Annotated in this window: 27 protein-coding genes and 1 tRNA gene; 21 read left to right on the forward strand and 7 right to left on the reverse strand. The window is 72.1% G+C overall.

Annotation, left to right across the window (positions count from 1 at the left end; all coding sequences use genetic code 11):
- Window positions 1–6 precede the first annotated feature (6 nt).
- Window positions 7–1,191 (forward strand): MFS transporter, encoded by a 1,185-nt coding sequence (locus J5Y09_RS04590; RefSeq protein ID WP_245216840.1) that lies wholly within the window; start codon window positions 7–9, stop codon window positions 1,189–1,191.
- Between the two features lie 29 nt (window positions 1,192–1,220).
- On the opposite strand, the gene J5Y09_RS04595 is transcribed toward J5Y09_RS04590, so the two are convergent.
- Window positions 1,221–1,739, reverse strand: a complete 519-nt coding sequence (locus tag J5Y09_RS04595; RefSeq protein ID WP_209350579.1) for an outer membrane protein assembly factor BamE — start codon at window positions 1,737–1,739, stop codon at window positions 1,221–1,223.
- Between the two features lie 75 nt (window positions 1,740–1,814).
- Here J5Y09_RS04595 and J5Y09_RS04600 point away from each other — a divergent pair, with 75 nt between their 5' ends.
- The 8 genes from J5Y09_RS04600 to J5Y09_RS04635 all read left to right on the forward strand — a co-directional run bounded on the left by J5Y09_RS04600 (window position 1,815) and on the right by J5Y09_RS04635 (window position 6,193).
- Window positions 1,815–2,369, forward strand: a complete 555-nt coding sequence (locus tag J5Y09_RS04600; RefSeq protein WP_209350580.1) for a ubiquinol-cytochrome C chaperone family protein — start codon at window positions 1,815–1,817, stop codon at window positions 2,367–2,369.
- The gene (locus tag J5Y09_RS04605) at window positions 2,359–2,865 is read left to right on the forward strand and encodes a YceD family protein (RefSeq protein ID WP_209350581.1); all 507 of its coding nucleotides are present in this window, start codon (window positions 2,359–2,361) and stop codon (window positions 2,863–2,865) included. Before J5Y09_RS04600 ends, J5Y09_RS04605 begins: the two co-directional genes overlap by 11 nt.
- Before the next feature lie 116 nt (window positions 2,866–2,981).
- Window positions 2,982–3,182, forward strand: a complete 201-nt coding sequence (gene rpmF, locus J5Y09_RS04610; RefSeq protein WP_198375697.1) for a 50S ribosomal protein L32 — start codon at window positions 2,982–2,984, stop codon at window positions 3,180–3,182.
- A 37-nt stretch (window positions 3,183–3,219) separates the two neighbouring features.
- A complete protein-coding gene (gene plsX, locus J5Y09_RS04615) occupies window positions 3,220–4,272 on the forward strand; it encodes a phosphate acyltransferase PlsX (RefSeq protein ID WP_209350582.1) in 1,053 nt (350 codons plus the stop codon).
- 14 nt (window positions 4,273–4,286) lie between these two features.
- Window positions 4,287–5,267, forward strand: a complete 981-nt coding sequence (locus J5Y09_RS04620; RefSeq protein WP_280845164.1) for a beta-ketoacyl-ACP synthase III — start codon at window positions 4,287–4,289, stop codon at window positions 5,265–5,267.
- Between the two features lie 73 nt (window positions 5,268–5,340).
- A complete protein-coding gene (locus tag J5Y09_RS04625) occupies window positions 5,341–5,646 on the forward strand; it encodes an integration host factor subunit alpha (protein WP_432761229.1) in 306 nt (101 codons plus the stop codon).
- Window positions 5,643–6,068 carry a MerR family transcriptional regulator gene (locus J5Y09_RS04630; RefSeq protein WP_209350584.1) on the forward strand — a complete coding sequence of 142 codons (426 nt, stop codon included), beginning with the start codon at window positions 5,643–5,645 and terminating at the stop codon, window positions 6,066–6,068. The genes J5Y09_RS04625 and J5Y09_RS04630 overlap by 4 nt, the downstream gene beginning before the upstream one ends.
- Window positions 6,069–6,116: 48 nt before the next feature.
- A tRNA-Pro gene (locus J5Y09_RS04635) sits at window positions 6,117–6,193 on the forward strand.
- A 37-nt stretch (window positions 6,194–6,230) separates the two neighbouring features.
- Here J5Y09_RS04635 and J5Y09_RS04640 read toward each other — a convergent pair.
- The 4 genes from J5Y09_RS04640 to J5Y09_RS04655 all read right to left on the reverse strand — a co-directional run bounded on the left by J5Y09_RS04640 (window position 6,231) and on the right by J5Y09_RS04655 (window position 12,415).
- Window positions 6,231–7,817 (reverse strand): ABC transporter substrate-binding protein, encoded by a 1,587-nt coding sequence (locus J5Y09_RS04640; RefSeq protein WP_209350585.1) that lies wholly within the window; start codon window positions 7,815–7,817, stop codon window positions 6,231–6,233.
- A gap of 64 nt (window positions 7,818–7,881) precedes the next feature.
- Entirely contained in the window at window positions 7,882–8,823 is a 942-nt protein-coding gene (locus tag J5Y09_RS04645) for a dimethyl sulfoxide reductase anchor subunit family protein (RefSeq protein WP_209350586.1), read from the reverse strand.
- On the reverse strand, window positions 8,820–9,563 hold the full coding sequence (locus tag J5Y09_RS04650; protein WP_342451410.1) for a 4Fe-4S dicluster domain-containing protein: 744 nt from the start codon (window positions 9,561–9,563) through the stop codon (window positions 8,820–8,822). Before J5Y09_RS04650 ends, J5Y09_RS04645 begins: the two co-directional genes overlap by 4 nt.
- Window positions 9,560–12,415, reverse strand: a complete 2,856-nt coding sequence (locus J5Y09_RS04655) for a molybdopterin-dependent oxidoreductase (protein ID WP_209350588.1) — start codon at window positions 12,413–12,415, stop codon at window positions 9,560–9,562. The genes J5Y09_RS04650 and J5Y09_RS04655 overlap by 4 nt, the downstream gene beginning before the upstream one ends.
- 111 nt (window positions 12,416–12,526) lie before the next feature.
- On the opposite strand from J5Y09_RS04655, the gene J5Y09_RS04660 reads away from it, so the two are divergent.
- Window positions 12,527–13,147, forward strand: a complete 621-nt coding sequence (locus tag J5Y09_RS04660) for an SOUL family heme-binding protein (RefSeq protein WP_209350589.1) — start codon at window positions 12,527–12,529, stop codon at window positions 13,145–13,147.
- Here the strand turns inward: J5Y09_RS04660 and J5Y09_RS04665 are convergent.
- Window positions 13,144–14,703 carry an ABC transporter substrate-binding protein gene (locus tag J5Y09_RS04665; RefSeq protein ID WP_209350590.1) on the reverse strand — a complete coding sequence of 520 codons (1,560 nt, stop codon included), beginning with the start codon at window positions 14,701–14,703 and terminating at the stop codon, window positions 13,144–13,146. The genes J5Y09_RS04660 and J5Y09_RS04665 overlap by 4 nt on opposite strands.
- Window positions 14,700–15,461 carry a phosphoribosyltransferase gene (locus tag J5Y09_RS04670; RefSeq protein WP_408904049.1) on the reverse strand — a complete coding sequence of 254 codons (762 nt, stop codon included), beginning with the start codon at window positions 15,459–15,461 and terminating at the stop codon, window positions 14,700–14,702. Before J5Y09_RS04670 ends, J5Y09_RS04665 begins: the two co-directional genes overlap by 4 nt.
- Here J5Y09_RS04670 and J5Y09_RS04675 point away from each other — a divergent pair.
- From J5Y09_RS04675 to J5Y09_RS04725, 11 genes are all read left to right on the forward strand, one after another.
- The gene (locus J5Y09_RS04675; protein WP_245216841.1) at window positions 15,460–16,644 is read left to right on the forward strand and encodes an amidohydrolase; all 1,185 of its coding nucleotides are present in this window, start codon (window positions 15,460–15,462) and stop codon (window positions 16,642–16,644) included. The two genes, J5Y09_RS04670 and J5Y09_RS04675, sit on opposite strands and share 2 nt — an antisense overlap.
- A complete protein-coding gene (locus J5Y09_RS04680; protein WP_209350592.1) occupies window positions 16,641–17,561 on the forward strand; it encodes a nucleoside hydrolase in 921 nt (306 codons plus the stop codon). Before J5Y09_RS04675 ends, J5Y09_RS04680 begins: the two co-directional genes overlap by 4 nt.
- Before the next feature lie 192 nt (window positions 17,562–17,753).
- Window positions 17,754–17,939 carry a Flp family type IVb pilin gene (locus J5Y09_RS04685; RefSeq protein WP_209350593.1) on the forward strand — a complete coding sequence of 62 codons (186 nt, stop codon included), beginning with the start codon at window positions 17,754–17,756 and terminating at the stop codon, window positions 17,937–17,939.
- A gap of 102 nt (window positions 17,940–18,041) precedes the next feature.
- The gene (locus tag J5Y09_RS04690) at window positions 18,042–18,563 is read left to right on the forward strand and encodes an A24 family peptidase (RefSeq protein WP_209350594.1); all 522 of its coding nucleotides are present in this window, start codon (window positions 18,042–18,044) and stop codon (window positions 18,561–18,563) included.
- A 3-nt stretch (window positions 18,564–18,566) separates the two neighbouring features.
- Window positions 18,567–19,433: a Flp pilus assembly protein CpaB gene (gene cpaB, locus J5Y09_RS04695; protein ID WP_209350595.1), complete on the forward strand. Its 867-nt coding sequence runs from the start codon at window positions 18,567–18,569 to the stop codon at window positions 19,431–19,433.
- The gene (locus J5Y09_RS04700; protein WP_209350596.1) at window positions 19,430–20,911 is read left to right on the forward strand and encodes a type II and III secretion system protein family protein; all 1,482 of its coding nucleotides are present in this window, start codon (window positions 19,430–19,432) and stop codon (window positions 20,909–20,911) included. Before cpaB ends, J5Y09_RS04700 begins: the two co-directional genes overlap by 4 nt.
- 19 nt (window positions 20,912–20,930) lie before the next feature.
- The gene (locus tag J5Y09_RS04705; RefSeq protein ID WP_209350597.1) at window positions 20,931–21,236 is read left to right on the forward strand and encodes a hypothetical protein; all 306 of its coding nucleotides are present in this window, start codon (window positions 20,931–20,933) and stop codon (window positions 21,234–21,236) included.
- Between the two features lie 76 nt (window positions 21,237–21,312).
- Window positions 21,313–22,464 carry a CpaE/TadZ family protein gene (locus J5Y09_RS04710; RefSeq protein ID WP_209350598.1) on the forward strand — a complete coding sequence of 384 codons (1,152 nt, stop codon included), beginning with the start codon at window positions 21,313–21,315 and terminating at the stop codon, window positions 22,462–22,464.
- Window positions 22,452–23,858: a TadA family conjugal transfer-associated ATPase gene (locus J5Y09_RS04715; RefSeq protein ID WP_245216842.1), complete on the forward strand. Its 1,407-nt coding sequence runs from the start codon at window positions 22,452–22,454 to the stop codon at window positions 23,856–23,858. Before J5Y09_RS04710 ends, J5Y09_RS04715 begins: the two co-directional genes overlap by 13 nt.
- Window positions 23,855–24,820, forward strand: coding sequence for a type II secretion system F family protein (locus J5Y09_RS24710; RefSeq protein ID WP_209350599.1), 966 nt, complete (start codon window positions 23,855–23,857; stop codon window positions 24,818–24,820). The genes J5Y09_RS04715 and J5Y09_RS24710 overlap by 4 nt, the downstream gene beginning before the upstream one ends.
- A gap of 8 nt (window positions 24,821–24,828) precedes the next feature.
- On the forward strand, window positions 24,829–25,737 hold the full coding sequence (locus J5Y09_RS04725; RefSeq protein ID WP_209350600.1) for a type II secretion system F family protein: 909 nt from the start codon (window positions 24,829–24,831) through the stop codon (window positions 25,735–25,737).

A 25,737-nucleotide genomic window follows, 5' to 3' on the forward strand; every position in this document is an offset into this window, starting at 1 on the left:
GCGCGCATGAAGCGCAATGTCTGGCTGCTGTTCTTCTGCCAGGCGCTGATGGGTGCCAGCATGATCGGCCAGGTGGCGATGAGCGCGCTGATCGGCCACTCCCTGGCCGAGGACAAGTCGCTCGCGACCCTGCCCATGGCCTTGCAGATGCTGGCCACCATGGCGGCCTCCATCCCCGCGGGCATCATCTTCGCGCGGCTCGGGCGGCGGACGGGCTTCATCGTCGGCGCGCTCGCCGCCCTGGCCGGCTCGCTGATCTTCGCCGCGGGCGTCTGGAAGGGCGATTTCCTGATCTATTGCCTGGGCGCCATCCCGGGCGGCATCGGCTTCGGCATCTCCCAGCACTACCGCTTCGCGGCGGCCGAGGTCGCCTCCGCCCAGTATCGCCCGCGCGCCATCGCGCTGGTGATGGCGGGTGGGATCGTCTCGGCCGTGATCGGGCCGGAACTGGTGAAGCACACGCAGGACATGATGCTGCCCTTCCTGTTCCTGGGCACCTACCTGCTGCTGGCGCTGCTGCCGCCGGTCTGCATCCTGCTTCTCGCCATCGTGGACCTGCCGCCCGCGCCGCCGCGCCAGGCGGTGGCGACGCCGGTGCTCGAGATCATGCGCCGCCCCGCCTTCATCTCGGCCGCCGTGGCCGGGATGGTGGCCTATGGGACCATGAACCTGGTGATGACCTCGACGCCGCTCGAGATGATGCTCTGCGGCTTCGGCGTGGGCGCGAGTGCCACCGTCATCCAGCTGCATGCGGTCGCGATGTTCGCGCCGGGGTTCGTCACCGGCCGGCTCATCACGCGCTTCGGCCTGCGGCCGGTGATGGTCGCGGGTGCCGTGCTGACCGGCGGCTGCGCCGTCGTCGCCGTGCTGGGGCGGGATTTCGGGCATTTCGCCGTCGCGCTGATCCTGCTCGGGATCGGCTGGAACTTCATGTTCGTCAGCGCGACCCAGTTGCTGGCGACGGCGCATGCGCCGGAAGAACGCGTCCGCGCGCAGGCGACCAACGACGTCCTGGTCTTCGGCACCGTGGCCTGCACGGCCTTCGCCTCCGGCGCGGTGCATGCGGGGGCGGGCTGGGCGCTGTTGAACCTGGCGATCGTGCCGGCGCTGGTCATCGCGCTCGCCGCGGTGCTCTGGCAGGGGCGGCGGCGCGTGGCGGAGCCGCAGGTCGCGGGCGCGTCAGCCGACTGACGGGGTGGGCCCCGGCTGGGGCCGCCGGGTCACGGGCGGCGCGTCATCGCCGCCGGGTTGCTCGAGCCACTGCCGGAGCGATCGACGCCCGGCCGGCCGATATTGCCGAACAGCGCCTGCAGCAGCGAGCGGTCGTTGCCGGGCACCGGCGTCTCGCGCGAGACCATCTGCACGTCGCGGCCATCGGCCTGGGTCAGCTCGCGGACATTCGCGACCACGCCCTGCCGGTTGAAGGAGATGGCGACGACGCGCTGGCCCTCGACTTCGAGGAAGCGGCCCGGCTGCGTCCGCGTGCGGGCGCTGATGTAGTACCAGTTGTCGTCGTCGAAGGTGCCGCGGGCGGAAGGCGAGCCGAGCAGCGCCTCGACATCCGCGCGGGTCTGTACGCCCGGCGTGATCTGGCTGAGCCGCTCCGCGTCGACGTTGTTGCCGCGCATGATGGGATCGGGGCCGATCCGCTCGCCGATCCAGGCGCAGCCGCCCAGGCCGAGCAGGACGAGCAGCGGCGCGGCGCGGAATACGTTGACCATGTGGGTTCGACGGGCCATGTCGCGCCAAGCGATAGCCATGAGGCCGCCCCCGGGTCAACCGCCAAGGTCCGGGTGCGGAAGCCAGGAACGGGAATGGGACTGCTCGGGATGTTCCGCCGCCGGCCGCATGAGCGGGCCGGATTCGAACTCTACGGCGCCGCCGTGGGTGCCGCGCGCTCGCCCGCGCTGTTCGCCGCGCTTGGCATTCCGGACACGGTCGAGGGCCGCTTCGACCTCGTGAGCCTTCATGTCGGCCTGCTGATCCGCCGCCTGCGCACGGATGGCGACGCGCGCGGGCCGGCGCTCGCCCAGGCGGTATTCGACGCGATGTTCGCCGACATGGACCTGAACCTGCGGGAGATGGGCGTGGGCGACCTGTCGGTCGGCAAGCGCGTGCGGCGGATGTGGGAGGCGTTCCACGGCCGGTCGCTCGCCTACGAGGCCGCGATCGATTCGGACGACCGGGCCGCGCTGGCCGATGCGCTGGCGCGCAACGTCTGGCGCGGCGAGGCGCCGGAGGAGGCGCCGGGCCGCCTCGCCGCGATCGCCCGCGCCCAGGCGGCGCATCTGGCGGGGCAGGGGATCGAGGCCATGGTCGCCGGCCGCGTCGCCTTCCTGCCGGCCGAGGGGCTGCTCGATGCAGCCTGAATTCCATCGGCCGCTCGCGCTCGCGCGCATCCCGCCCGAGGGGCGGGAGGAGCGGATCGAGGCGCGCGGCCCCGAATGCGCCGCGCTTGCCGCCCGCTTCGGCATCCCCGCCATCGAGCGCCTGTCGGCGGAGCTCCGCCTGCGGCCGGAGCCCGGCGGGACCGTGCTGGTCGAAGGCCGCCTGTCGGCCGAGGTCGTGCAGACCTGCGTCGTCACGCTCGAGCCGGTGCGGCAGGCGGTCGGCGAGGCGATCACGCTGCGCATCCTGCCCCCCGGCGCGGAGCCTTCCGACGACCCTGAGGGCCCGGACGAAATCGAGGCCGAGGACGGCACGGTCGACCTGGGCGAGGCCGTGGCCGAGCAATTGTCCCTGGCGCTGGACCCCTATCCGCGCGCGCCGGGCGCCGAACTGCCGACGGCCGGGGAGGGCGAGGCGGCGCCGAGCGGCCCCTTTGCCGCGCTGGCCGCGCTGCGCGGCAAGGCGAAGGGGGCCTGAACGCCCCGCCCGCGGCGCCCGGCGGGCACAACCGGTCCCTTGCGCCCCGCGGGGGTGGGTGCTAATGCCCCCCGCTCCCGCTATCCTTGACGTATTGATGAAAGAGGCTCGGCGCCATGGCCGTTCCGAAGAAGAAGGTTTCGCCCTCCCGCCGCGGCATGCGCCGCAGCCATGAGGCACTGAGCGCCCCCTCCTACCAGGAGTGCTCGAACTGCGGCGAACTGAAGCGGCCGCACCATGTCTGCTCCCATTGCGGCCACTACGACGGCCGCGAAGTGGTGGCGGCAGAGCGCGTGGGCCAGACGATCCGCGGCTGACCGCGGTGACGCCGACCCCGCGCCCGGAACGCTGACGATGGCGCAGCAGGGGCCTGCCTTCTCGCTCGCGATCGATGCCATGGGTGGCGACGCGGCACCGGAGGCGGTGCTCGACGGGCTGGAACTGGCTGCCGAGCGGCATCCCGATGCGCGCTTCCTGCTGGTGGGCGACGAGGCGCTGGTCGCCGGCGCGCTCGCCCGGCGGAAGCGTGCCGCTCGCGCGTGCAGCCTGCGCCATGCGCCCGACCGCATCTCCGGCGACATGAAGCCCACCGCGGCGCTGCGCATCCGCGGATCGTCGATGCGCGTGGCGATCGATGCCGTCGCGGCCGGGGAGGCCGCGGGCGTGGTTTCGGCCGGCAACACCGGCGCGCTGATGGCGCTGGCCAAGATCGTCATCAAGACGATGCCGGAGATCGACCGGCCGGCGCTGGCCGCCATCGGGCCCTCGGCGCGCGGCGACGTGGTGCTGCTCGACCTCGGCGCCAATGTGCAGTGCGACGCGCGCAACCTCGTCGAGTTCGCGGTGATGGGCGACGCCTTCGCGCGCGCCGTGCTCGGCCTGACCAACCCGACGATCGGCCTGCTGAACGTGGGCTCGGAGGAACTGAAGGGCGACGACCGCGTCCGCCACGCCGCCGAGACGCTGCGCGATTCGCATATCGGCCAGAACTTCCGCGGCTTCGTCGAAGGCCACGACATCACGGCCGGCACCACGGACGTGATCGTGACCGACGGCTTCACGGGCAATGTCGCGCTCAAGACCGGGGAGGGCGCGCTGAAGCTGATGCGCGACCTGCTCCGCCAGGTCTTCACGAGCAGCGTGCCGGCGCGCATGGGCTACCTGCTCGCGCGCCCGGCGCTCGACCGGCTGCGCGAATGGATGGACCCGCGGCGCTACAACGGCGCGATCCTGATCGGCCTCAACGGCGTCGTCGTGAAGTCCCATGGCGGGACGGATGCGCTCGGCTTCGCCCATGCCGTCGATGTCGCAATGGACATGGTGACGCACGGCTTCAACGAGCGTATCCGTGAAGGCCTGACCCGCCTGTCCACCTCCGGCCCGCGGGTGCCGGCCGAGCCCCGCTGAAGGCAAGCCTGCCCATGGTCCTGCGCGCGACGATCGCCGGCTGCGGCGGCTACCTGCCCGAGACTCGGCTGTCGAACGACGAACTCGCGGCGCTGCACGGGCTCGAGACCTCCGACGCCTGGATCCGCGAGCGCACGGGCATCGGCTTCCGCCACATGGCCGCGCCGGATCAGACGGCCTCCGACCTCGGCGCGGCGGCGGCCCGGGACGCGCTCGCGCGCGCTGGCGTGGCGGCGGAGGAGGTGGACGCGATCCTGGTCGCGACCTCGACCCCCGATTCGGCCTTCCCGGCGACCGCGGTGCGCATCCAGGCCAAGATCGGCGCGACCAAGGGCTTCGCCTTCGACATGGCGGCGGCGTGCACCGGCTTCGTCTACGCCCTTGGCGTCGCGGACAGCCTGATCCGCGCCGGCCAGGCGCGCTGCGTGCTGGTCATCGGCACGGAAGTCTATTCGCGCATCCTCGACTGGACCGACCGCGGCACCTGCGTGCTGTTCGGCGACGGCGCGGGCGCTGTGCTGCTGCGTGCGGAGGAGAATGGCGGCACGCGGGAGGATCGCGGCATCCTGTCCTGCCACCTGCACGCCGATGGCCGCTTCGGCGACATCCTGCATGTCGAGGGCGGCGCCGGGTCGAACGGCGGGGCCGGCCTGCTGCGCATGTCCGGCAAGGAAGTGTTCCGCCACGCGGTCACCAAGCTGGCCTCCGTGGTGGACGAGGCGCTGGCCGCCAACGACATGTCGCATGCCGATGTGCGCTGGCTGGTGCCGCACCAGGCGAACCTCCGCATCATCGAGGCGATGGGCCGCAAGCTGCATCTGCCGGCCGAGCGCGTCGTGGTCACGGTGGACCGGCACGCCAACACCTCGGCCGCCTCCATCCCGCTCGCGCTGGCGGAAGCCTGCGGCGACGGGCGCATCGGGCCTGGCGACCTTGTCGTGATGGAAGCGATCGGCGGCGGCCTGACCTGGGGCGCGGCCCTGGCCCGCTTCTGACAAGCGCGGTTGACGCACCCCCCGGCGCGCGGGTTTCATAGCGTTCATAACGGGTTGCGAGACCATGTCAGGCATGAACACGGTGACGCGCGCGCAGCTCGCGGAAGCGATCTACGCCAATGTCGGCCTTTCGAGGAACGAGAGCGCGGCGCTGCTCGAGACGGTGCTCGAACGCATCTCCGCCGCGCTCGAATCCGGTGAACCCGTCAAGATCTCGGCCTTCGGCACCTTCCTCGTGCGCCAGAAGGGGCAGCGCGTCGGGCGCAATCCCAAGACGGGCGTCGAGGTTCCGATCCTGCCGAGAAAGGTGTTGAGCTTCCGTCCGTCCCAGGTTCTCAAGGCGCGCATCAACAACGAACCCGTAGGGGCCGAGGAATGAGCGACGAGGTCTCCGAAGCCGAGGCGCGCGGCAAGCCGCGCAAGGCGCCGACGGCGTTCCGCACCATCAGCGAGGTGGCGGACGACCTGCACATCCCGCAGCACGTCCTGCGCTTCTGGGAGACGAAGTTCCCGCAGCTCAAGCCGTTAAAGCGCGGCGGGGGGCGGCGCTACTACCGGCCCGAGGACATCGCGCTGCTGCGCCGCATCTCCGACCTTCTCTACACCCAGGGCTACACGATCAAGGGCGTGCAGCGGCTACTGCGGGACGGCACGGATGAAGGGCCGCAGGCCGCGGTGACCGGGGAATTGCCGCTGGGCGACCCGCCGCCCGCGGCGGAGGAGCAGGAGACCGCCGACCTGCGGGAAGCGCTGGCCGAACTCGAGGCCATTGCGCGGGAGTTGCGTGCGCTCGCCGCCTGAGAGGGGGTGGCAAGCGGGCGCGGCGGATGCTAAACGGCGCGCCTCGGTCGGGCAGTAGCGCAGCCTGGTAGCGCATCAGTCTGGGGGACTGGGGGTCGTGGGTTCGAATCCCGCCTGCCCGACCAATTTACCCCCCCTGCATAGAACGCTTTCCCGTAATCCCTACGCCCGCGCCACCGCCTGCGGCAGGAAGGCTCCGTTGTAGTAGGGCGTCACGGACAGGGGCTTCCGCGCCGCGTAGACATAGGCGGGGTGGTAGACCATGTGGATGATCGCCTCCTCCCCGATCGCGATGTCGGCCGCCTGCGCGAACAACGCGTTGCGCTTCGCCTCGTCCATCTCGACCAGCGCCTGGGCGACCAAGGCATCCGCGCGCGGGCTGGAATGCCGCGTGCGGTTCGCGGTGCCCAAGCCCTGCTCGCGATTGAAGGTGTGGACCAGCGCGCGATAGGCGTAGGAGATATTGTCCGCGCCGTACTGCGCCGCCATCACGCTGAAGGTCTGGCGCGCCGCGGCCGGGAAATAGGCCGCGTTCGGCATGGTCTGGACCTCCGTCCGCACGCCGATCCGCGTCCAGAACTGGGCGATGGCCTGCGCCACCTTCTCGTCGTTCGGGTAGCGGTCGTTGGTCGCGTGGATGGTGATCTGGAAGCCGTTCGGATAGCCGGCCTCGGCCAGCAGCCGGCGTGCGCGTTCCACATCCTGGGTCACGACGCGCAGGTTCGCCGATGTGCCGGGCGTGCCTTCGGGCAGCAGGTTGGAGGCGACGCTCGCCGCCCCTTCCATCACCCGCTCGACGATCGCCTGGCGGTTCAGCGCGAGCGACAGCGCCTGGCGCACCCGCGCATCCTTGAGCGGGTTGCGCGTCATGGGCTGCCCGGCCGCGTCGCGCACGAAGGGCGAGACGTCCCGGTCCATGTCCATGGCGATGTACATCACGCGCATCCCGGGGATCTGCGTGACGTTGATGTTCGCATCGCGCCTGAGCCGCGCGATGTCGGAGACCGAGACCTCGTCGATCGCCTGCACGTCGCCGGCCAGCAGCGCGGCCATGCGGCTGGCGTCCGAGGAGATGACCTTGAAGTTCACCGTCTCGAAGGCCGGCGCGGCGCCGAACCAGTGCGGGTTGCGGCGCATCTCGACGAATTCGCCGAAGCGGTAGTCGACCAGCGTGTAGGGGCCGGAGAAGACGCGGACGGTCTTCGCGTTGAAGTCGGCGGTGCGGAGTTCCGCGCCGAGCGACTTCGACAGGATCGCGACCTCCGTCATGTCCTCGACCATGAAGGGGTAGGGCTGGGCCGTGTGCAGCAGGATGGTGCGCGCGTCCTTCACCTCGGTCCGCGTGATGGCGCGGACGAAGATGTGGTAGGCGCCGGCGGATCCCGTGATGGTCGGCACGCGCGCGATGGAATAGGCGGCGTCCTCCGCCGTGATGGGCGTGCCGTCGCTGAACTTCGCATCGGCGCGCAGCGTGAATTCCCACGCCATGCCGTCATTCACGGGGCGCCAGCGCTCGGCGATGCCGGGCTCGGGCTTGCCGTCCGCGCTCATGCCCACGAAGCGGGCGTGCAGGGCGCGGAGCAGGTTCTGCTCCCCCGAGAGGCGGAAATGCGGGTCGAGCGATGTCGGGCTCAGCTTCAGCCCGGCGCGCAGCGTGCCCGCCGCCTGCGCCCGCGCGCCGCGCGGCAACCCTGCCGCGGCGAGGAACCCGCCCGCGGCGGCGGCCTTGAGGAAGTCGGAACGCTTCATGGCCGGATCCCCCCGTTGATCCCGGGGGCGATCCTTGGCCATGGCGCCCGGTGGCGCAAGCCGCTCAGCGCGGCTCGCCGACCCCGTAGTAGAGTGCCACGGTGTGCGTCGCCTCGGCGAACATCAGCCAGCGTTCCGCGAGCAGCCCGACCAGCGCCAGCAGCGCCGCGGCCAGCGCCAGGATGCCCGCCGGCACGCCGCCCGCGGGCAGGGCCAGCGCGAGCAGCACCGCCGGCGCGGCGAAGCCCGCCAGGCTCGCGATCCGGCGCAGCCGTGCCGCATGGACGCGTCCGATGCGGAAGGCCATCTCCCGCAGCAGGTAGTTGGTCTCGGTGTGCGGCGGATCGAGCGGCCGCACCTTGCCGATGAAGCCGAGGCCCGTGGCACTTTCCATCGTCGCGACCGGTGGCGCGGCGTCGATGCTGGCCCAGTAGACGCGCTTGAAGATGAAGCTCCCGGCGCCGAGCAGGGCGGCGATCGCGGCCGGCACCGCGGCCGCGCCCCAGAAGGCGGCGAGCATCGCCAGCAGCACCGCGCCGGAGAAGGCGCCGAACAGCAGGTAGCCCGGCGTGGTCAGCGGGTTGTGCCATTGCCGGATCGGCTTCAGCGACGCGTAGATCATCCCCGTGCAGTAGACCGTCGCCGCCGCGCCCGCGGCCGCGAGCAGCCCGGTCCACCAGGCAAGCCATTCCTTGCCGCCGATGACCGCGATGAAGAACAGTCCGGCCGGCGCGAAGGTCGCGACCGCCGCGACGCCCTCGCGCGACAGCCAGGAGGACCGCCACTGGCTCAGCGCGCGCCAGGCGCGTTCCGGCCGCCCGAGATGCGCGGTGGAGGACAGCAGCCCCAGCATGATGAGCACCAGCGCGAGCCCGACCGCGCCGGCGCCGAAGGCCGCCCCGCCCGGCACCAGGCCGAGCGGCCGCAGCAGCCCCATCCAGAACAGCAGCCCGTAGCCGGCCCCGGATGCGACGGTGAAGAAGACGATCGAGGGCGCGGGGTTCATCGCGACAGCACCTTGTCCACCCAGCGCAGCAGCGGGTTCGTGATGCGGGAGGGCAGGGGCCCGGCCTCCTTCGGCGGGCCGGCATCGGCCTTCGGCGCGCGGCGCGGCGGCAGGTAGCGGTTGACCGGCTGGTAGCCGAGCTCGGGCATCAGCTCGACGCCGCCGCGTTCGGCCACGAGCTTCGACACCGCGCTCTCCGGGTCGCCGAGGTCGCCGAAATGCCGCGCATGGGCAGGGCAGGTGGACACGCAGGCGGGCACGCGCTGCGGTTCGGGGATGGTCTCGTTGTAGATGCGGTCGACGCAGAGCGTGCACTTCTTCATCACGCCCTGGTCGTCGTCGAATTCGCGCGCGCCGTAGGGGCAGGCCCAGGCGCAGAGCTGGCAGCCGATGCAGATGTCGGTGTTGACCAGCACGATGCCGTCCTCGGCGCGCTTGTACGACGCGCCGGTGGGGCAGACGGTGACGCAGGCCGGCGTCTCGCAATGCAGGCAGGACCGGGGGAAGTGGACCGTGCGGCCTTCCTCGCCTTCGCCGGCTTCATAGGCATGGACGCGGTTGAACCAGACGCCTTCCTGCCCCGCCGAATAGGCGTTGCGGTCGGGCAGCGGCGCCATGTGGCCGCTGGTGTTCCATTCCTTGCAGTTGGTCGCGCAGGCATGGCAGCCGACGCAGGTGTCGAGGTCGATGACGAGGCCGAGCTTCTTCGCACCGGGCGCCGGCGTTGGCAGGGATGTCACGTGCGGTCTCCCCCGGCGTTGTAGCGCAGGATGTCCGGTGTTTCCGGCATGTTGGGCGGCGGCTCCAGCAGCGTCGGCAGAGGGTCGGTGATCCCGTCCTCGCCCGGGGCGCATTTCGTCACCTTCACGCGCAGATCGTACCAGGCGGCCTGGCCCGTAACGGGATCGGCGTTGGCGAGGCGCGGGCCGGTCTGCGCCGGCAGCCATTCGCTGATGACGTGGTTGAGCAGGAAGCCGCGCTGCGCCTCGGCCGCGCTCGGGGAGAGCATCCAGGCGCCGGCGCGCTTGCCGATCGCGTTCCAGGTCCAGACTGTGTCGCGGTTCACGCCTTCCATCAGCGAAAGCTGCGCCTTCACGCGCCCGCTGCGGCTTTCGACCCAGACCCAGTCATCCTGCGCGAGGCCCTCGGCCTCGGCCCGCGCGCGCGACATATACAGCTTGTTCGAGCCGTGGATCTGCCGCAGCCAGGCGTTCATCGAGCCCCAGGAATGGTACATCGCCATCGGCCGCTGCGTGACGGCGGACAGCGGGAAGGGATCGGTATCGTGCTGCTGCTGCTCGAGCGGCGCGTACCAGAAGGGCAGCGGGTCGCAGTAGGTGCGCACGCGGTCGCGCAGCGCCGCGGGCGGCTGCTTCGCGCCATGGCCTTCCGCGGCGAGGCGGAACTTCTGCAAGGGCTCCGACCAGATCTGCAGCACGATCTGGTTCGAGTTGCCCATCATCCCCATCGCCTTGGCGTTGGCGAGGTAGGTGGCGTTGGCGTGCTTGAAGTAGGATTCCTCGGGCGCGAGGGTGTGGCGCCAGAAGCAGCCATTGTCGATGTAGCGCTGCAGCTGGTCCTTGTTGGGCTCGCCCACGCCCTTCTTCGAACCGTCCTCCCCGCGCCAGCCGGCGAGCGGCCCGACGCCCGGCATGCGCTGGTGGTTCACGATGTAGTCGGGATAGTCCTTGAACCTCGGCGAGCCATCCTCCTTCACGAAGGCCGGCAGGCCAAGCCGCGCGCCGAGCTCGATCAGCACTTCCTGGAAGGGCCGCACGTCGCGGTCGGGCTTGATCACCGGCTGGCGGATCGCATCCCCAGGACCGTGGGAGGAGCCGATCGGCCGGTCGAGGATGCTGATCGCGTCCCAGCGTTCGAGATAGGTGGTGTCCGGCAGGATCAGGTCGGCGTAGGGCACCGTCTCGCTGAAATAGGCGTCCGAGTAGATGACGTGCGGGATGACGTATTCGCCGTCCTCGTCCTGCGCCGTCAGGCAGCGGATCGTCTCCAGCGGGTTCATGGCGCTGTTCCAGGCCATGTTCGCCATGAACATGAAGAGCGTGTCGATCTTGTACGGGTCGCCCTTCTCGGCATTGCCGATGACCGTGTGCATCATCCCGTGCAGGCCGAGCGGCGCTTCCCAGGAGAAGGCGTGGTCGATGCGGATCGGCGTGCCGTCATCCTCCACCAGCAGGTCGTCGGGGCCGGAGGGGAAGGAGAGGATGTTGCCGGTGAGCGGCGTGTTCGGCTTCGCCCCGCGGCCCGCCGGGCCGGGTCCGGGCGGGATCGGCCGCGGGAAGGGCGACTTGTAGCGCCAGGACCCCGGCGTATCGACCGCGCCCAACAGCATCTGCAGGATGTGCAGCGCGCGGCAGGTGTGCAGGCCGTTGGAATGCGCGCTGATGCCGCGCATGGCGTGGAAGGCGACGGGCCGGCCGACCATCGTCTCGTGCCTGCGGCCCCAGACATCCGTCCAGGGGATGTCGAGCGTCAGCGGCTGGTTGAAGGCGATGTCCGCGACCTCGGCCGCCAGGCGACGGATGCGGTCCGCGCCGATGCCGCAGCGTTCCGCCACCGCCTCGGGCGCGTAGTCCTCGCCCAGGTAGCGTTCGGCCATGAGCTGGAAGACCGGCTGGGCACGGCGGCCATCGGGCAGCGTGAACTCGCCGACCAGGACGGCGCTGAGCGACACGTCGTCCGCCGCGATCGCGCCGCGCGCGCGGTCCCAGGCGAGCGGCTTGCCATCGGCGTCGCGCGCGAACAGCCCGTCATCCGCCCCGCCCGGATTGCGCACCACGAGCCAGGGCGCGTTGGTGTAGCGCACGAGGAACTCGCCATCGACGCGGTCGGTGCGGATCAGCTCGTGGATCAGCGCCATGATGAACAGGCCGTCCGTGCCGGGCCGGATGCCGACCCATTCGTCGGCCACCGCCGAGTAGCCGGTGCGCACCGGGTTCACGGACACGACCTTCGCGCCGCGCCCCTTGAGCGCCGCGAGGCCCGTCTTGATCGGGTTGGAATCGTGGTCCTCGGCGACGCCGAAGATCATCAGGTACTTCGCGTGCTCCCAATCCGGCTCGCCGAATTCCCAGAACGATCCGCCGATGGTGTAGAGCCCGCCGGCCGCCATGTTGACGGAACAGAAGCCGCCATGGGCGGCGAAGTTGGGCGTGCCGAACTGCGCCGCCCAGAAGCCCGTCAGCGACTGGGACTGGTCGCGGCCGGTGAAGAAGGCGAGGCGGCGCGGATCGGTCTGCCGCACATGCTTCAGCCAGCCGGTGGCGATCTCCATCGCCTCCTCCCAGCTGATCTCGGCGAATTCGCCCGACCCGCGCGGCCCGACGCGCTTCAGCGGCGCCTGCAGCCGGGCCGGGGAATACTGCGTCATGATCCCGGCACTGCCCTTGCCGCAGAGCACGCCCTTGTTCACGGGATGGTCGGGGTTGCCCTCGATGTAGCGGACGCGGCCGTCCTTGAGGTGCACGCGGATGCCGCAGCGGCAGGCGCACATGTAGCAGGTGGTGGTCTTCACCTCGTCGCCGATCGGCGCCGAATAGGCGATCCGGTCGGTCGCGCCGCCGTCGTCCGGCATGTCCTGGTCGTCCCCTGCGCTGTCGCTTCCCCCGAAGTAGCGCACGGCCCCGGCCCTTCGCAAAGGGGGGCGGCGGCGCCATATCCAGGCCATGCCGGAGTGCACCGCCCCATGGCCCTTCGCCTCGCCGCGATCCTGTCCAGCGTCCTGCTAGGGGCCTGCTCGGTCGTGGGAATCCGCTCCGGCACCGAGGAGCCGGCCTTCACCGTGGTCGCACGGGAGGGTGAGGTGGAGATCCGCCGCTACGCCGCCCGCATCGCCGCCGAGACCGCCGTCGAGGGATCGGAGGAGGAAGCGCGGCAGGAGGGCTTCCGTCGCCTCGCCGGCTACATCTTCGGCGGCAATGCCCGGCGCGACCGCATCGCCATGACCGCCCCCGTGGCGCAGTCGCCGGGCGAGCGGATCGCCATGACGGCACCCGTCGCCCAGTCCGGCGACGGATCGCGCATCCGCTTCTTCATGCCCGCGCGCTTCACGATGGAAACCCTGCCGGTCCCGAACGACCCGCGCGTCGCGCTCGTCACGGTGCCGGAGGAGACGGTCGCGGTGCTGCGCTTCTCCGGCCTGCCGGGCGCGTCTTCGGTCGCGGACCGTCGCGCCGCGCTGCTCGCGGCGCTGGAGGCCGGCGGCTGGCGCCCGATGGGCGAGGTCCAGGCCTGGTTCTACGACCCGCCCTGGACGGTGCCCGCGCTGCGCCGCAACGAGGTCGTCGTCGCGGTCGCCCCGCGCTAGTCGCCCCGCCCGGCGGAGAAGGCGAGGGTCATTTCGTCCGTCCGCGCCTGATAGGTGACGCCGTGCCGCATCGCCCAGGTGTTCACCTGGAAATAGAGCGGGATCAGCGCCGTCTCCTCGCGCAGCGCGCGACGCGTCGCTTCCTGCGTCAGGCGTTCCCGTTCACGGTCGTCCATGGTGCGGCGCGCGCGCTGGATGATCGCGTCGATGCCCGGGTCGGAAAAGCGGCCCCGGTTCGCCGTGCCGAGGCCGAGCGCCGTGTCCCAGGAGTGGATCTGCGTCTCCAGCATCCCGAGCACTTCCGGATTGGGGGAAAAGCCGGCGAGGTTGACCGAGTAGCGGAGCTGCGCGGCCTCGGTCAGCCAGACGCCGCGCGGCTTGACCTCGACCGTCGCGGCCAGCCCGAGCCGCGTCCACATCTGCGCGATCGCCTGCACCACCTGTTCGTCGTTCACGTAGCGGTCGTTCGGCCCGTTCACCTGCACGGCGAAGCCGCGGGGGAAGCCGGCCTCGGCCAGCAGGCGCCGCGCGGCATCGAGGTCGAAGGCGGGCGGCGCCAGGTCGGGCGAGGTGCCGAAATAGCCCGCCGGGCCGAGATCCCCCGCCGCCACCGCCTGGCCCTGCAACGCGCGGGAGACCAGCGCCTCCCGGTTGATGGCGATGGACAGCGCCCGGCGCACGCGCGCATCGCGCAGCGGGTTCCGCAGCGGGGAACCCTCCGGCACGCGGACATGCGGGCTGTCCTCCCGCCCCGAATCGAGCGTCAGGAAGATCAGGCGGTTGGACGGGCTTTCGGCCGTCGCGAAGGCGGGATCGGACCTCAGCCGCGCGAACTGGTCGGGCGGGACGATCTCGATCAGGTCCACATCGCCCGAGCGCAGCGCCGCGACGCGCGCGCCGGCATTCGGGATGGGGCGGAACTCGACCGTCGGATGGGCGGGCGCCGGGCCGGCATACGCCGCGTTGCGCGCGTAGCGCACCGGCTGGCCGGGCTGCCAGGACACCAGGCGATAGGGCCCGCTGCCGATCATCGCGGAGCCGTCGTTGAAGGCCGCGGTCGTCAGGCCGTCCTGCTTCGGCACGACCATGACCAGCGCGAGCTGGTTCAGCAGCAGCGGGAAGGGGCCGTTCGTGCGCAGCCGGACGGTGCGCGGGCCCACCGCTTCCACCGCCGCGACCGGGCGCGTGGCGTAGCGGAAGGAGGAAGGGCTGTTCGGCACGTCGCCCGCGCGGGCGATGGTGAAGGCGATGTCCTCCGCCGTCACCGGCCGCCCGTCGCTGAAGCGGGCATCGGGATCGATCTCGAGTTCCCAGGTCGTCTCGTCGACCACGCGCCAGGACCGGGCGATGGCCGGGCGCAGCACCTGGCGGTGGTCCTGCTCGACCAACGGCTGGAAGACGTGCCGGGCATAGGCGATGTTCGTGATCAGGCTGGCGAAGTGCGGGTCGAGGCTGGTGGGGCCGGCCTCCACGCCGATGCGCAGGCTCGCGCGGTCCTGGGCGGCGGCGGGCAGGGCGATCAGCGCCGCGAGGGCGGCGGGCAGCAGGCGCTTCATGCGGTGGCCTTCGCGTGCATCAGGGGACAGAGATCGGTCGGCGCCGTGCCGGGGCGCGGCATCCAGCCGCCCGGCACGCGCGCGAACAGCGGCGTGGCGAAGGCCGCGCGCACGGGCAGGTCGGCCGGCCAGCCGGCGCGCCAGCGATCGCCCTGCGCCATGGCCACCAGCAGCGCCAAGGGCCGCACGCCGGCGCGTTCCAGCAAGGCGAGGCCCGCCAGCGCCGAGCTGCCGGTCGAGATCACATCGTCCACCAGCAGCGCCCGTCGCCCGGCCAGCCGGAGCAGCAGCCGCGGATCGAGCCACAGCCGGCGCTCGGCCGGCGCGGTGGAGGAGGAGGCGGGCACGGAGAGCGACTCCTCATACCAGCGCTTGCGCGACCATCCGGGCGCGACCCAGTTCGCATGGCCCAGCGCCTCCGCGACCAGCGGCGCGAAAACCTGCCCGAGCGTCGGCAGCCCGACGACGATATCGGCGCCGAGGTCGCGCGCGGCCTCGGCCATCCAGCCGCCGATGCGCCGCGCGACCGGGATCGCCGCCTGGTTGGCGATGAAGCCCGCGACCGCGACATCGCCGTAGTCGCGCAACGGCAGCACCAGGCGGGATCCGTCCGGCATGGGCGCGGGAAAGCGGTCGGTGAAAGGGCCGTCCTCGGCGCCCTGCGCCGCGAAGCCCTGCCAGAACTCCATGGCGCGATCCGTGGCGGCGGGGGACGCAGCGTGGCATCTTCGCCGCAGCGCAGCAACGGAGCGCCCCATGCCCAGCCCCGAGGATCTCGCCCCGCTCGTCCCCGAGATGGAGGAATGGCGGCGCGACTTCCACCGCCACCCGGAACTCGGCTTCGAGGAACGGCGCACCGCCGGCATCGTTGCCGGCCTGCTGCGCGGCTGGGGCATCGCGGTGACGGAAGGCATCGGCGTGACCGGCGTGGTCGGCAGCCTGACCGGCACGCGGGGCACGGGCGGCAACCGTGCGGTGGCGCTGCGCGCGGACATGGACGCGCTCGCCATGCCGGAGGCGACGGGCCTGCCCTACGCCAGCGAGGCGCCCGGGCAGATGCATGCCTGCGGGCATGACGGGCACACGGCCATGCTGCTCGGCGCCGCGCGCTGGCTGGCGGCGAACCGGGACCGCTTCGGCGGCACGGTGCATTTCGTCTTCCAGCCGGCGGAGGAATCGCGCGGCGGTGCCGCCCGGATGGTGGCCGACGGGTTGTTCGAGCGCTTTCCCGTCGATGCCGTCTATGGCCTGCACAACCTGCCCGGGCTGCCGGTCGGCACCGTCGCCGTGCCCAAGGGACCGGTGCTGGCGGCCTCCGACACCTGGGAGGTGACGTTCCGCGGCGCGGGCGTGCACGGGGCGCGGCCGCATCTGGGCTCCGACGCGCCGCTCGCCGCCGCGCAGTTCATCGCCGCGCTGCCCATGGTCGTGGCGCGGGAGATCGACCCGCTGCAGGCGGCGGTGCTCAGCGTCGGCCACATCGCCGCCGGGGCGCGCCGCGCGCCCAACGTCATCCCCGCCGAGGTTTTTCTGTGTGGCACCGCCCGTTCCTTCAGCGAGGAGGTGCGCGCGCATCTGGAGGCGCGGATCGCCGCCGTCGCGCACGGCATCGCCGCGACCTGCCGGATGGTGGCGGAACCGCGCTACATCCGCCGCATCTCGCCCACCATCAACCGGGCGGAACAGGCGGCGGTCGCGGTGCGGGCGGCGCGCGCGGCCCTGGGCGATGCGCGCGCCATGGACGACCACCCGCCGCTGACGCCGGGCGAGGATTTCTCCGAATTCCTCGCGCAGCGGCCGGGCGCCTATGTGTTCCTCGGCACGGGCGACCCGGCGCATCCGGAAGGCGTGCACCACAACCCGCATTTCGACTTCAACGACGCGGCGCTGCCGCACGGCGCCGCCTTCTGGTGCGGCCTGGTCGAACAGGAACTCGCATGACAGCCCGCATCTGCGTCATCGACACCGATCCCGGCACGGACGACGCCATCGCGCTCTGGCTCGCCCTGGCGAGCCCCGAACTGGATGTTCGCCTCGTCACCGTCGCGGGCGGCAATGCGGGGCTTGAGCGCACGCTGCCCAATGCCCGCGCGATCGTCGGGCTGGGCGGCCGCGCCGTACCGGTCGTGGCGGGCGCGGACCGACCGCTGCTCGGCGTCTTCACCTCGGAGCCGCGCGTGCATGGGGCGGACGGCATCGGCGGCGTGGCCTTGCCCGACGGCCCGCCCGCCACGCGCGGCATCGCGGCGGACGCCATCCGCGCGCTGCTGCGGACCGAACCGCGCGTCACGCTCATCGGCATCGGACCGGCGACGAACCTCGCGCTGGCGCTGGCGACCGAGCCGGCGCTGGCCGCGCGCGTGGAGGAGATCGTGCTGATGACCGGCGCCATGGCGGAGGGGAACATCACGCCATCGGCCGAGTTCAACGCCTGGTCCGACCCCGAATCGCTCGCCGTCCTGCTCGCCTGCGGGCGGCCGGTGACGCTCGCGACGCTCGACCTGACGGGGCAGGCGCTGGTGACACCGGCACGACTCGCGGCGCTGGAGGCCGCGGGCAGCGGAGCCTGCCTCGCGGCTGCGCTCGCCATCCTGCGCTCGGTGCCGGCTTCGCGGCGATTCGGTCTTCGCGGCTTTCCGCTGCACGACCCTTGCGCGGTGGCGTGGCTGCTCGCGCCGCACATCTTCACCACGCGGCGCGTGCATGCCGCGGTCGAGACGCAGGGCATGGGGCGGGGCCGCACGGCGATCGACCGCTGGGAGAGAAACCGGCAGCCGGCGAACGCCTTGCTGCTCGAAGCGCTCGACGCCGATGCCTTCTTCTCGCTGCTTGGTGATCGCCTCGTCGAACTGCCGTGATGAGATTGTCGACCGCCTTCACCGTTCTTTAAGTCCAGTCTCGTCAAATGTCGCTGAGGGACGGTTTCGGGTACCTGGCGATGATCCATCGCCGCTGGTGATCCGACCGGGACTGCTCGATGGCTGGCAGGATGCCTGGCCTCCATTCCCCCGCGCGCCCGAAGGGGTGGCGCGCGTCTTCGGAGACAGACCATGGCAAAGACGATTCTGGCGCGCCTGTCCGCGCTCAAGGCCGATACGCGCGGCGTGACGGCGATGGAGTACGGGCTCATCGCGGCGTTCATCGCCGTGGCGATCATCGGCGGGCTGACGCTGCTCGGCGGCAACCTCGATGCGATGCTGAACGGCATCGCCGCGAAGTTCGTGGCGCCGACCTGATGCCGGCGGGGCGGCGAGGCATGGCTTCGCCGCCCCACGGCCAGGCTGCGCGACCGCGGCCCTAAACTCTTCCTTCACGTGGACCCCGCCAAGGTGCAAGCGATGGTCCCGTTCCCCGCCCCGACGATGCCGGATGCGATCGCCCTGGTGGCGTTTCCCGTGCTCGCGGCCGCCGCCTTCCGCGACGTCGCGGTGCGGCGGATCCCGAACGCGCTCGTCGCCGCCATCGCCTTGCTGGGCGTCGCACGGCACGCCGCCTCCGGCCTGGGCCCGCTTTTCCTGTCCTGCATTGCCGCCTCTCTCGTGCTGTTCGCGGCCTTCATGCTTTGGCGGCGCGGCGTGCTGGGCGGCGGCGACGTGAAGCTGCTGGCGGCGACCGCCCTGCTCGTACCGCCCATTGCCGTGCCCCATCTGCTGCTTGCGACCGCGATCGCCGGCGGGCTCCTCGCGGCCTGCCACCTGCTGCTGCGGCGCCATGCCGGCCTGCCCGTGGCGATGCCCTCGGGCGCCATCGGCCGCGTCCTGCGCTGCGAGGCCTGGCGCATCGGCCGCGGGGCGCCGCTGCCCTACGGCGTCGCCATCGCCGCCGGCACCTTCTTCGTCCTGATCCGCACCGGGGTCTGAACCATGGCCGTCCGCCTCGTCCTGATCGTGGTGGTGCTGGTCGGGGTCGCCGGGCTCGGCCTGCTCGGCGTGGTGGCGCTCGCGCCGCCGCCGCCCGCGCCCCAGGCGGCGCAGGCCGCGCCGCCGCAGCGCGCGACCATGCTGGTCGCCGCGCGCGCCGTGCAGGCGGGCACGTTGCTGAAGCCCGAGGACATCGCGGCGCGCGAGGTGCTGCTCGCCGACCTGCCGCCGGATTCCCTGCGCGACACGCTGGATGCGCGCATCGACATGATCGGCGCGATGGTGCGCCGCACGCTGGCGCCGGGCGATCCGCTGCGCCTGGAAGGCGTGCTGCGTCCGGGCGAGAACGGCTTCCTCGCCGCGGTCCTCGCGCCGGGGATGCGCGCCGTGACCGTCGGCGTCGATGCCGTGACGGGCACCGCGGGCCTGATCTGGCCCGGCGACCGGGTGGACCTGATCCTGACGCAGGCCTTCGAGGAGAACGAGACGGCGCCCGCGCGCCGCGTCGCCGGCGAAGCCGTGCTGCACGCCGCGCGCGTCATCGCCGTCGATCGCCACCTGGTGCAGGGCATGCAGCCCGGCGCGGTCGGCGATTCCCTGCGCGAGAGCAATCGTACCGTGACGCTGGAAGTGAGCGCCGACCAGGCGACCCGCGTCGCGGTGGCAAGTCGGCTCGGCCGCCTCTCCCTCGCCTTGAGGGCGGCCGGCACGCCGATCGAGGAACGCGTCGTGCAGCGCCCGGTCTGGGGCGGCGACGTCAGCGGCGCCTTCACGCCGGCCGGCAGCGGGCCATCCGCTGCCGCGGCGAGCGGGGCGACGGTCCGAGTCTTCGGGGGCCCAGGACGGGTCGAGGAGATACGCTTTCGATGAGGAAGATCCTCAGGCGCCGCGCGGCCGTCCGCGCGGCTTTCGGCGTGGTGCTGCTGATGGCCGCACCCGCCTTCGCGCAGCAGGCGGCGCCCGCGCCGGACTCCCTGCCCATGGTGCAGTCGCCGCCCGGGCTGCGCATCGAGCGCATGGCGCTCGAGGCCGGCACCGGGCGCATCGTCGTGCTCGCCGCGCCCGCGGCGAGCCTGTTCGCCGCCGACCCCCGCATCGCCGAGATGCGCCCGGCGAGCCCGACGAGCGTCTTCGTCTTCGGCGTGGCGCCTGGGCGCACGACGCTCGCCGCGATGGATTCCGCCGGCGCGCCGCTCGTGCAGTGGGAAGTGACGGTCCGGCCTTCCGCCTTCCTGATGTCCGACCTTCAGTCGGCGCTGCGCCGCGCCTTCCCCGGCAACCGCAGCCTGCGCGTCGAAGCCGGCCCCGGGGGCATCGTCGTCTCCGGCCAGGTGACGGCGCCGGCGGATGCCGAGCGCGCGCAGACGCTGCTGCGCTCGCGGCTCGAGAACGAGCGCATCCCGATCGACAACCGCATCTCCGTCACCGGCGTCACGCAGGTGAACCTTCGCGTGCGCGTCGCGGAAGTCTCGCGGGAGGTGACGCGCCAACTCGGCGTGAACTGGCAGGCGCTGGGGTCCATCGGGCGCATCGGCACGCTGGTGGGTGGCCCGCCGGGCCTCGCCTTCGAGACCTTCAACTTCGCCTTCGACCGCACCGCGCCGTCCGACCGCATCGGCCTCGGCTTCCGCACGGGCGCCGCCGAGCTGCGCGACATCAACGCCGTCATCGACGCGCTGGCGCAGGACCGGCTGGTCAACATCCTGGCCGAGCCCAACCTGACCGCGACCTCGGGCGAGACGGCCTCCTTCCTCGCGGGCGGCGAATTCCCCATCCCGGTCAGCCAGCGCGAGAACCAAGTTACCATCGAGTTCAAGCAGTTCGGCGTCGGCCTCGCCTTCGTCCCGACGGTGATGTCCGATGGCCGGATCTCCTTCCGCATCCGCTCGGAGGTCAGCGAATTGTCCGAGCAGGGCGCGGTGCGCCTGCTGTCGGGCAACAACAACGCGATCACCGTGCCCGCGCTGACCGTCCGCCGCGCCGAGACGACCGTCGAACTCGGCTCCGGCCAGGCCTTCGCCATCGCGGGGCTGCTGCAGGATTCCTCCCGCCAGACCGGCCGCGCGCTGCCGATGGTGGGCGAGGTGCCGATCCTCGGCGCGCTGTTCCGGTCCGACCGCTTCCAGCGCAACGAGACGGAGCTCGTGATCATCATCACGCCCTACCTGGTGCGCCCGGCGGAGAGCGCGCGCGTACTCTCGGCGCCGACCGACGGCTTCGTGCCGCCGAACGACGTCGAGCGCATCCTGCTGCTGCGGCAGAGCGGGCGAGGTTCGCCGCCGCCGGCCCAGCCGCGCGGGCAGGCGTCCCGCGCGCTGTCGGGCAACCCCGGCTTCGTCCTGGATTGAGGAGGTCGCGATGCGGCGCATGGCCTTCACGCTCCTGCTTCTCCTTGGCGGATGTTCCTCGATCGATCCCTACACGCGCGAGGGCGTCTGGCGTCCGATGGGGTCGAACGAGGCGAATCTGCGCATCCATGTCGCCGATCCGGCGATGCTCGACCGCGGCGTGGACGACCGCCACGCCGATGGGCGGGTGATGGCGCAGGCGGTCGACCGCTACCGGCACGACCGCGTGCGGCCGCTGCCGGCATCCAGCGTGTCTCGCGTGCAGGCGACGGGCCAGGGCCCGATGCCGAGCGCGGCCGGCGGGGGCGGCGATGGCGGGCGTTGACGGACCCGATCGCCTCTCCGCGGCGGCCGCCAAGGCGAGCACCCCGCTCGCTGACCGGGCGCCGCTGATCGCCTATGTGACCGATCCGGACTCGGATGCGGTGCTGCGCGAGACGCTGCTCGCCGAACTCGGCGAAGGGGCGGAGGTGCGGCGCGGCGACATCGTGGCGGCGACGAAGTCACTCAAGCGCTCGGGGACGCCGCTGGCGCTCGTCGTCGATGTGAGCGGCGTCGAGCAGCCGCTGACGGCGCTCGAGGAACTCGCCATGGTGGTCGAGCCCGATGTCCGCGTGCTGGTCATCGGCGAGCGCCAGGACGCCGCCTTCTATCGCCAGCTCACGCGCGGCCTCGGCGTGCTCGAATACCTGTTCAAGCCGCTGACGCAGGAAATGGTGGCGCGCCACCTGCTGCCCTATCTCCGCCAGGGGTCCAGCCAGCGCGACATGCACCTGCGCGGCGGGCGCGTCATCACCGTGACGGGCGTGCGCGGCGGCGTCGGCGCGACCACGCTGGCGGCCAACCTGGCGTGGCACCTGGGCGAGCAGGCGCGGCGTCACACCGCGCTGTTCGATGCCGACCTGCAGGGCGGGGCTGCCGCGCTGCTGCTCGGCGCGCGGACCACGAGCGGCCTGCGCGCGGCGCTCGAACATCCCGAACGGGTGGACGAGCTGTTCGTGGAGCGCACCGCCCAGCCGGCCGGCGAGCGCCTTCACGTCCTCGCCGCCGAGGAAAAGCCCTTCGAGCCCGTGCAGGCCAAGCCGGGTGCCGCCGCGCGCCTGCTGGCGATGCTGCGCCGGCGCTACAACTTCGTCGTGGTGGACCTGCCGGCGCGCAGTTCCGGCTTCGGGCGGGAAGTGCTCGACATGGCGCATCAGCGCGTGCTGGTGACCGATGCGAGCCTGGCCGGCGCGCGGGAGATGCTGCGTTTCGCGGCCATTCCCAACGCGCCGACCCAGTCGCGCCGTGCCGTCACGGTGCTGAACTGCGCCGGCCAGCCCGGCATGCTGTCGGAAGCGCAGGTGAAGGAAGCGCTGGGGGAGGCACCGGACCTCGTCGTGCCCTGGCTGCCCAAGCTGGTGCCCGGCGCGGCCGATCTCGGGGAACCCGCGGCTGCCGGGCGCGGGCCGTTCCGCAAGGCGGTGCTCTCCCTCGTGCAGGAAGTCGCGTCGCTGCGCATCGAAGGCGAGGAGGAGGCGCGCAAGGGCCTCTTCGCGCGATGGTTCCGCTAGACATCCCCGCCCCGTCCTTCGGCCGGCTGGTTCGCGACCGCGAGGCCGCCCCGGCCGCCCCTGCGGCGCCGCAGCCGGCCGAGGCGATGGCCGCCGCGCCGCCCGCCCCGGTGGTCGCCGCGCTGCCGCCGCAACAGCGGCAGAAGGCCGAACTCCGCGCGCTCTGCCTTGCGCGCATCGACCCGGCCTCGGTCGCCGCCCTGCCGCAGGAGGCGCTGTTCGCCGAGGTCGAGCGCATGATCGCCGAGATCGCCGACCAGCAGCGCATCGGCCTTTCGGCGCGCGAGCAGCGGGAAGTGGCGGCCGAGCTCGTCGACGACATGCTCGGTCTCGGCCCGCTCGCGCCGCTGCTGGAGGACGAGACAGTCACCGACATCATGGTGAACGGCCCGTTCCGCGTCTTCATCGAGCAATCGGGCAAGCTCACCCTGTCGGGCGTGCGGTTCCGCGACGGCGTGCACCTGGCGGGCATCGCGCAGCGGATCGCGGCGCAGATCGGCCGGCGCATCGACGAATCCAGCCCCATGGTGGATGCGCGCCTGCCGGACGGCAGCCGCGTGAACATCATCTTCCCGCCGCTCTCGCTGCTCGGACCCTGCCTGTCGATCCGCAAATTCGCCAAGCGGAAGATCGACTTCCAACAGATGGTGACGAACGGGTCGATCACGCCGCAGATGGCGCGGATCCTCGAGATCGCCTCGCGCGCGCGGCTCAACATCATCATCTCGGGTGGCACGGGCTCGGGCAAGACGACGATGCTCAACGCGCTGTCGCGGCTGATCGACCCGACCGAGCGGATCGTCACCTGCGAGGACGCGGCGGAACTTCAGCTGCAGCAGCCGCACGTCATTCCGCTCGAGACCCGCCCGCCCAACCTGGAAGGGCGCGGGGAGGTCACGCAGCGCGACCTGGTGAAGAACGCGCTGCGTATGCGGCCCGACCGCATCATCCTCGGCGAGTGCCGCGGCCCCGAGGCGTTCGACATGCTGCAGGCCATGAACACCGGCCATGACGGCTCGATGTCGACGATCCACGCCAACACCACGCGCGACGCCGTCACCCGTATCGAGAACATGGTGCTGATGGGCCAGACCAGCCTGCCCGCGCGCGCCATCCGCCAGCAGATCGTCTCCGCCGTCGACATCATCCTGCAGATCGAGCGCATGCGCGACGGCGTCCGCCGCTGCACCCAGATCACCGAGGTCGTCGGCCTGGAAGGCGAAGTCGTCGTGCTGAACGACATCTTCCAGTGGGAGTACGAAGGCGAGGACCCCGGGGGGAAGTTGCGCGGGCGCTACAAGGTCAGCCGCGCCCGCCCGGGCTTCGCGCCGCGGCTCGCCTACTACGGGCTCGAGCGCAGCTGGTTCGCGGCGCTGGAGGAGGACGCGCCGTGAGCGGCTTCGCGGCCCTTCTCCTCGCGCTGCTCCTGGGCATCGGCGCCGCGCTTGTCGGCCTGCGCAGCACCGGCAACCGCGGCCGTGGCCGGCGGCTCGCCGAGCGCTTCGCCGCGCATTCGCTGCCGCATGCGCGGGTGCGGATGGGCAGCCGCGTCGCGCAGCGCGCGCCGAAGGCAAGCTGGGCGAGGATGCCCGAACCGGTCGAACGCTACCTTTCGCGGGTCTTCGGTTGGGATCCCGAGCGGCTCGACCAGTATCCGCTGACCCCGCCGGCCGTCGTGCTGCTCGCGGCGCTGCCCGCGGCGATCGCCGGCTTCTACGCGGTGTCGCTGTTCGGGCCCTTCGGCTGGGCCGCGACGATCTTCGGCTGGGTCGGCATCGCGCGCTGGGTCTTCGCCGCCGCGCATCGCAAGCGGGCCGAGGCGCTCTACCGCCAGCTGCCGGACGCGCTGGCCATGGTCGTGCGCGCGGTGCGCGCCGGCATCCCGGTGGTCGAGGCGCTGCGCACGGTCGGGCGGGAACTGCCCGACCCGACCGGGGCCGAGTTCCGCATGCTGTCCGACCAGCTGGCGATCGGCATCCCCATGGACGAGGTGCTGCGCCGGCTCGCCCGCCGGTCGGGCCTGCCGGAATACCGCTTCTTCGCCGTGGCGCTGGCGCTGCAGAACAGTGCGGGCGGCAACCTGACCGAGACGCTCGACAACCTGGCCGACGTGGTCCGCAAGCGCGTCGCGACGCGCCAGCGGGGCCATGCGCTGGCGAGCCAGGCGCGGGCCAGCGCCTATGTGCTGTCGGCCGTGCCGGTCTTCGCAGCCTCGGCGCTGCTGCTGATCAACCCGCGCTACATCCTGACCCTGTTCAGCGACCCGCGGGGCAACATCGTGCTGGCCTTCGCCATCGGCTCGCTGGCGCTCGGCCTGACCACGATGAAGGCCATCATCCGGCGGAGCCTGTCGTGAACCGGGCGTTGCTCCTCCAGATCGCGCTGGGCATCTGCGTCGTGACCTTCGCGATGGTGCTGGCGCTGCTGCCGCGCCTGCGGCGCGCGGAGAAGATGCAGGGGCGGATCGCGCTGCTGCGGGGCATGGCGCCTTCGGCGGGGCGCAAGGAATCCCCGTTGCCGGAACGCATCGCGCGCGCCGTGGGCCAGGCGATCCTCGGCAGCGGGATCGTGAAGGGGGAGACGCTGGCCGAGCTGCAGCGCACCGTCGTCGCCGCGGGCTTCCGCGGCCCGCGGGCCGTCGCCGTCTTCATCGGCGCGAAGGTCCTGCTGATGGTGGGCCTGCCGCTCGCGACGCTGCTCGTCTCCGGCGGGCTTTCGCCCATGCTGCGCAACTTCCTCGTCGCCGGGGCGGCGATCGCGGGCCTGGTCCTGCCGGACATGATCCTGCGCAAGATGCGGGACGCGAATGCCCGGCAGGTCGAGCGCGGGCTGGCCGATGCGCTCGACCTGATGGTGATCTGCGCCGAGGCCGGGCTGCCGCTCGAGGCGTCCGTCGAGCGCGTCGCCGCCGAGATGGCGGAGGCCAACCGCGCGCTCGCCACCGAATTCGCCAATGTCAGCACCGAGCTGCGCATCCTGTCCGATCGCCGCCTCGCGCTGCAGAACATGGGCGACCGCACCGGGCTCGATTCGCTGCGTCGGCTGGGCGGGACGCTCGCGCAGACGCTGCAATACGGCACGCCGCTGTCGCAGGCGCTGCGCACGCTATCGACCGAGCTCCGGCACGAGACGCTGATGCGCTTCGAGGCACGTGCGGCGCGGCTGCCCGCGCTGCTCACCCTGCCCACCATCGCGTTCATCCTGCCCTGCATCTTCCTGATCGTCGGGGGACCCGCCGTGCTGCGGGTGCTCGACATCGCCGCGCGTCCCTGA

The organism is Roseomonas nitratireducens, from assembly GCF_017813355.1.
Classification (GTDB): Bacteria; Pseudomonadota; Alphaproteobacteria; order Acetobacterales; family Acetobacteraceae; genus Neoroseomonas; species Neoroseomonas nitratireducens.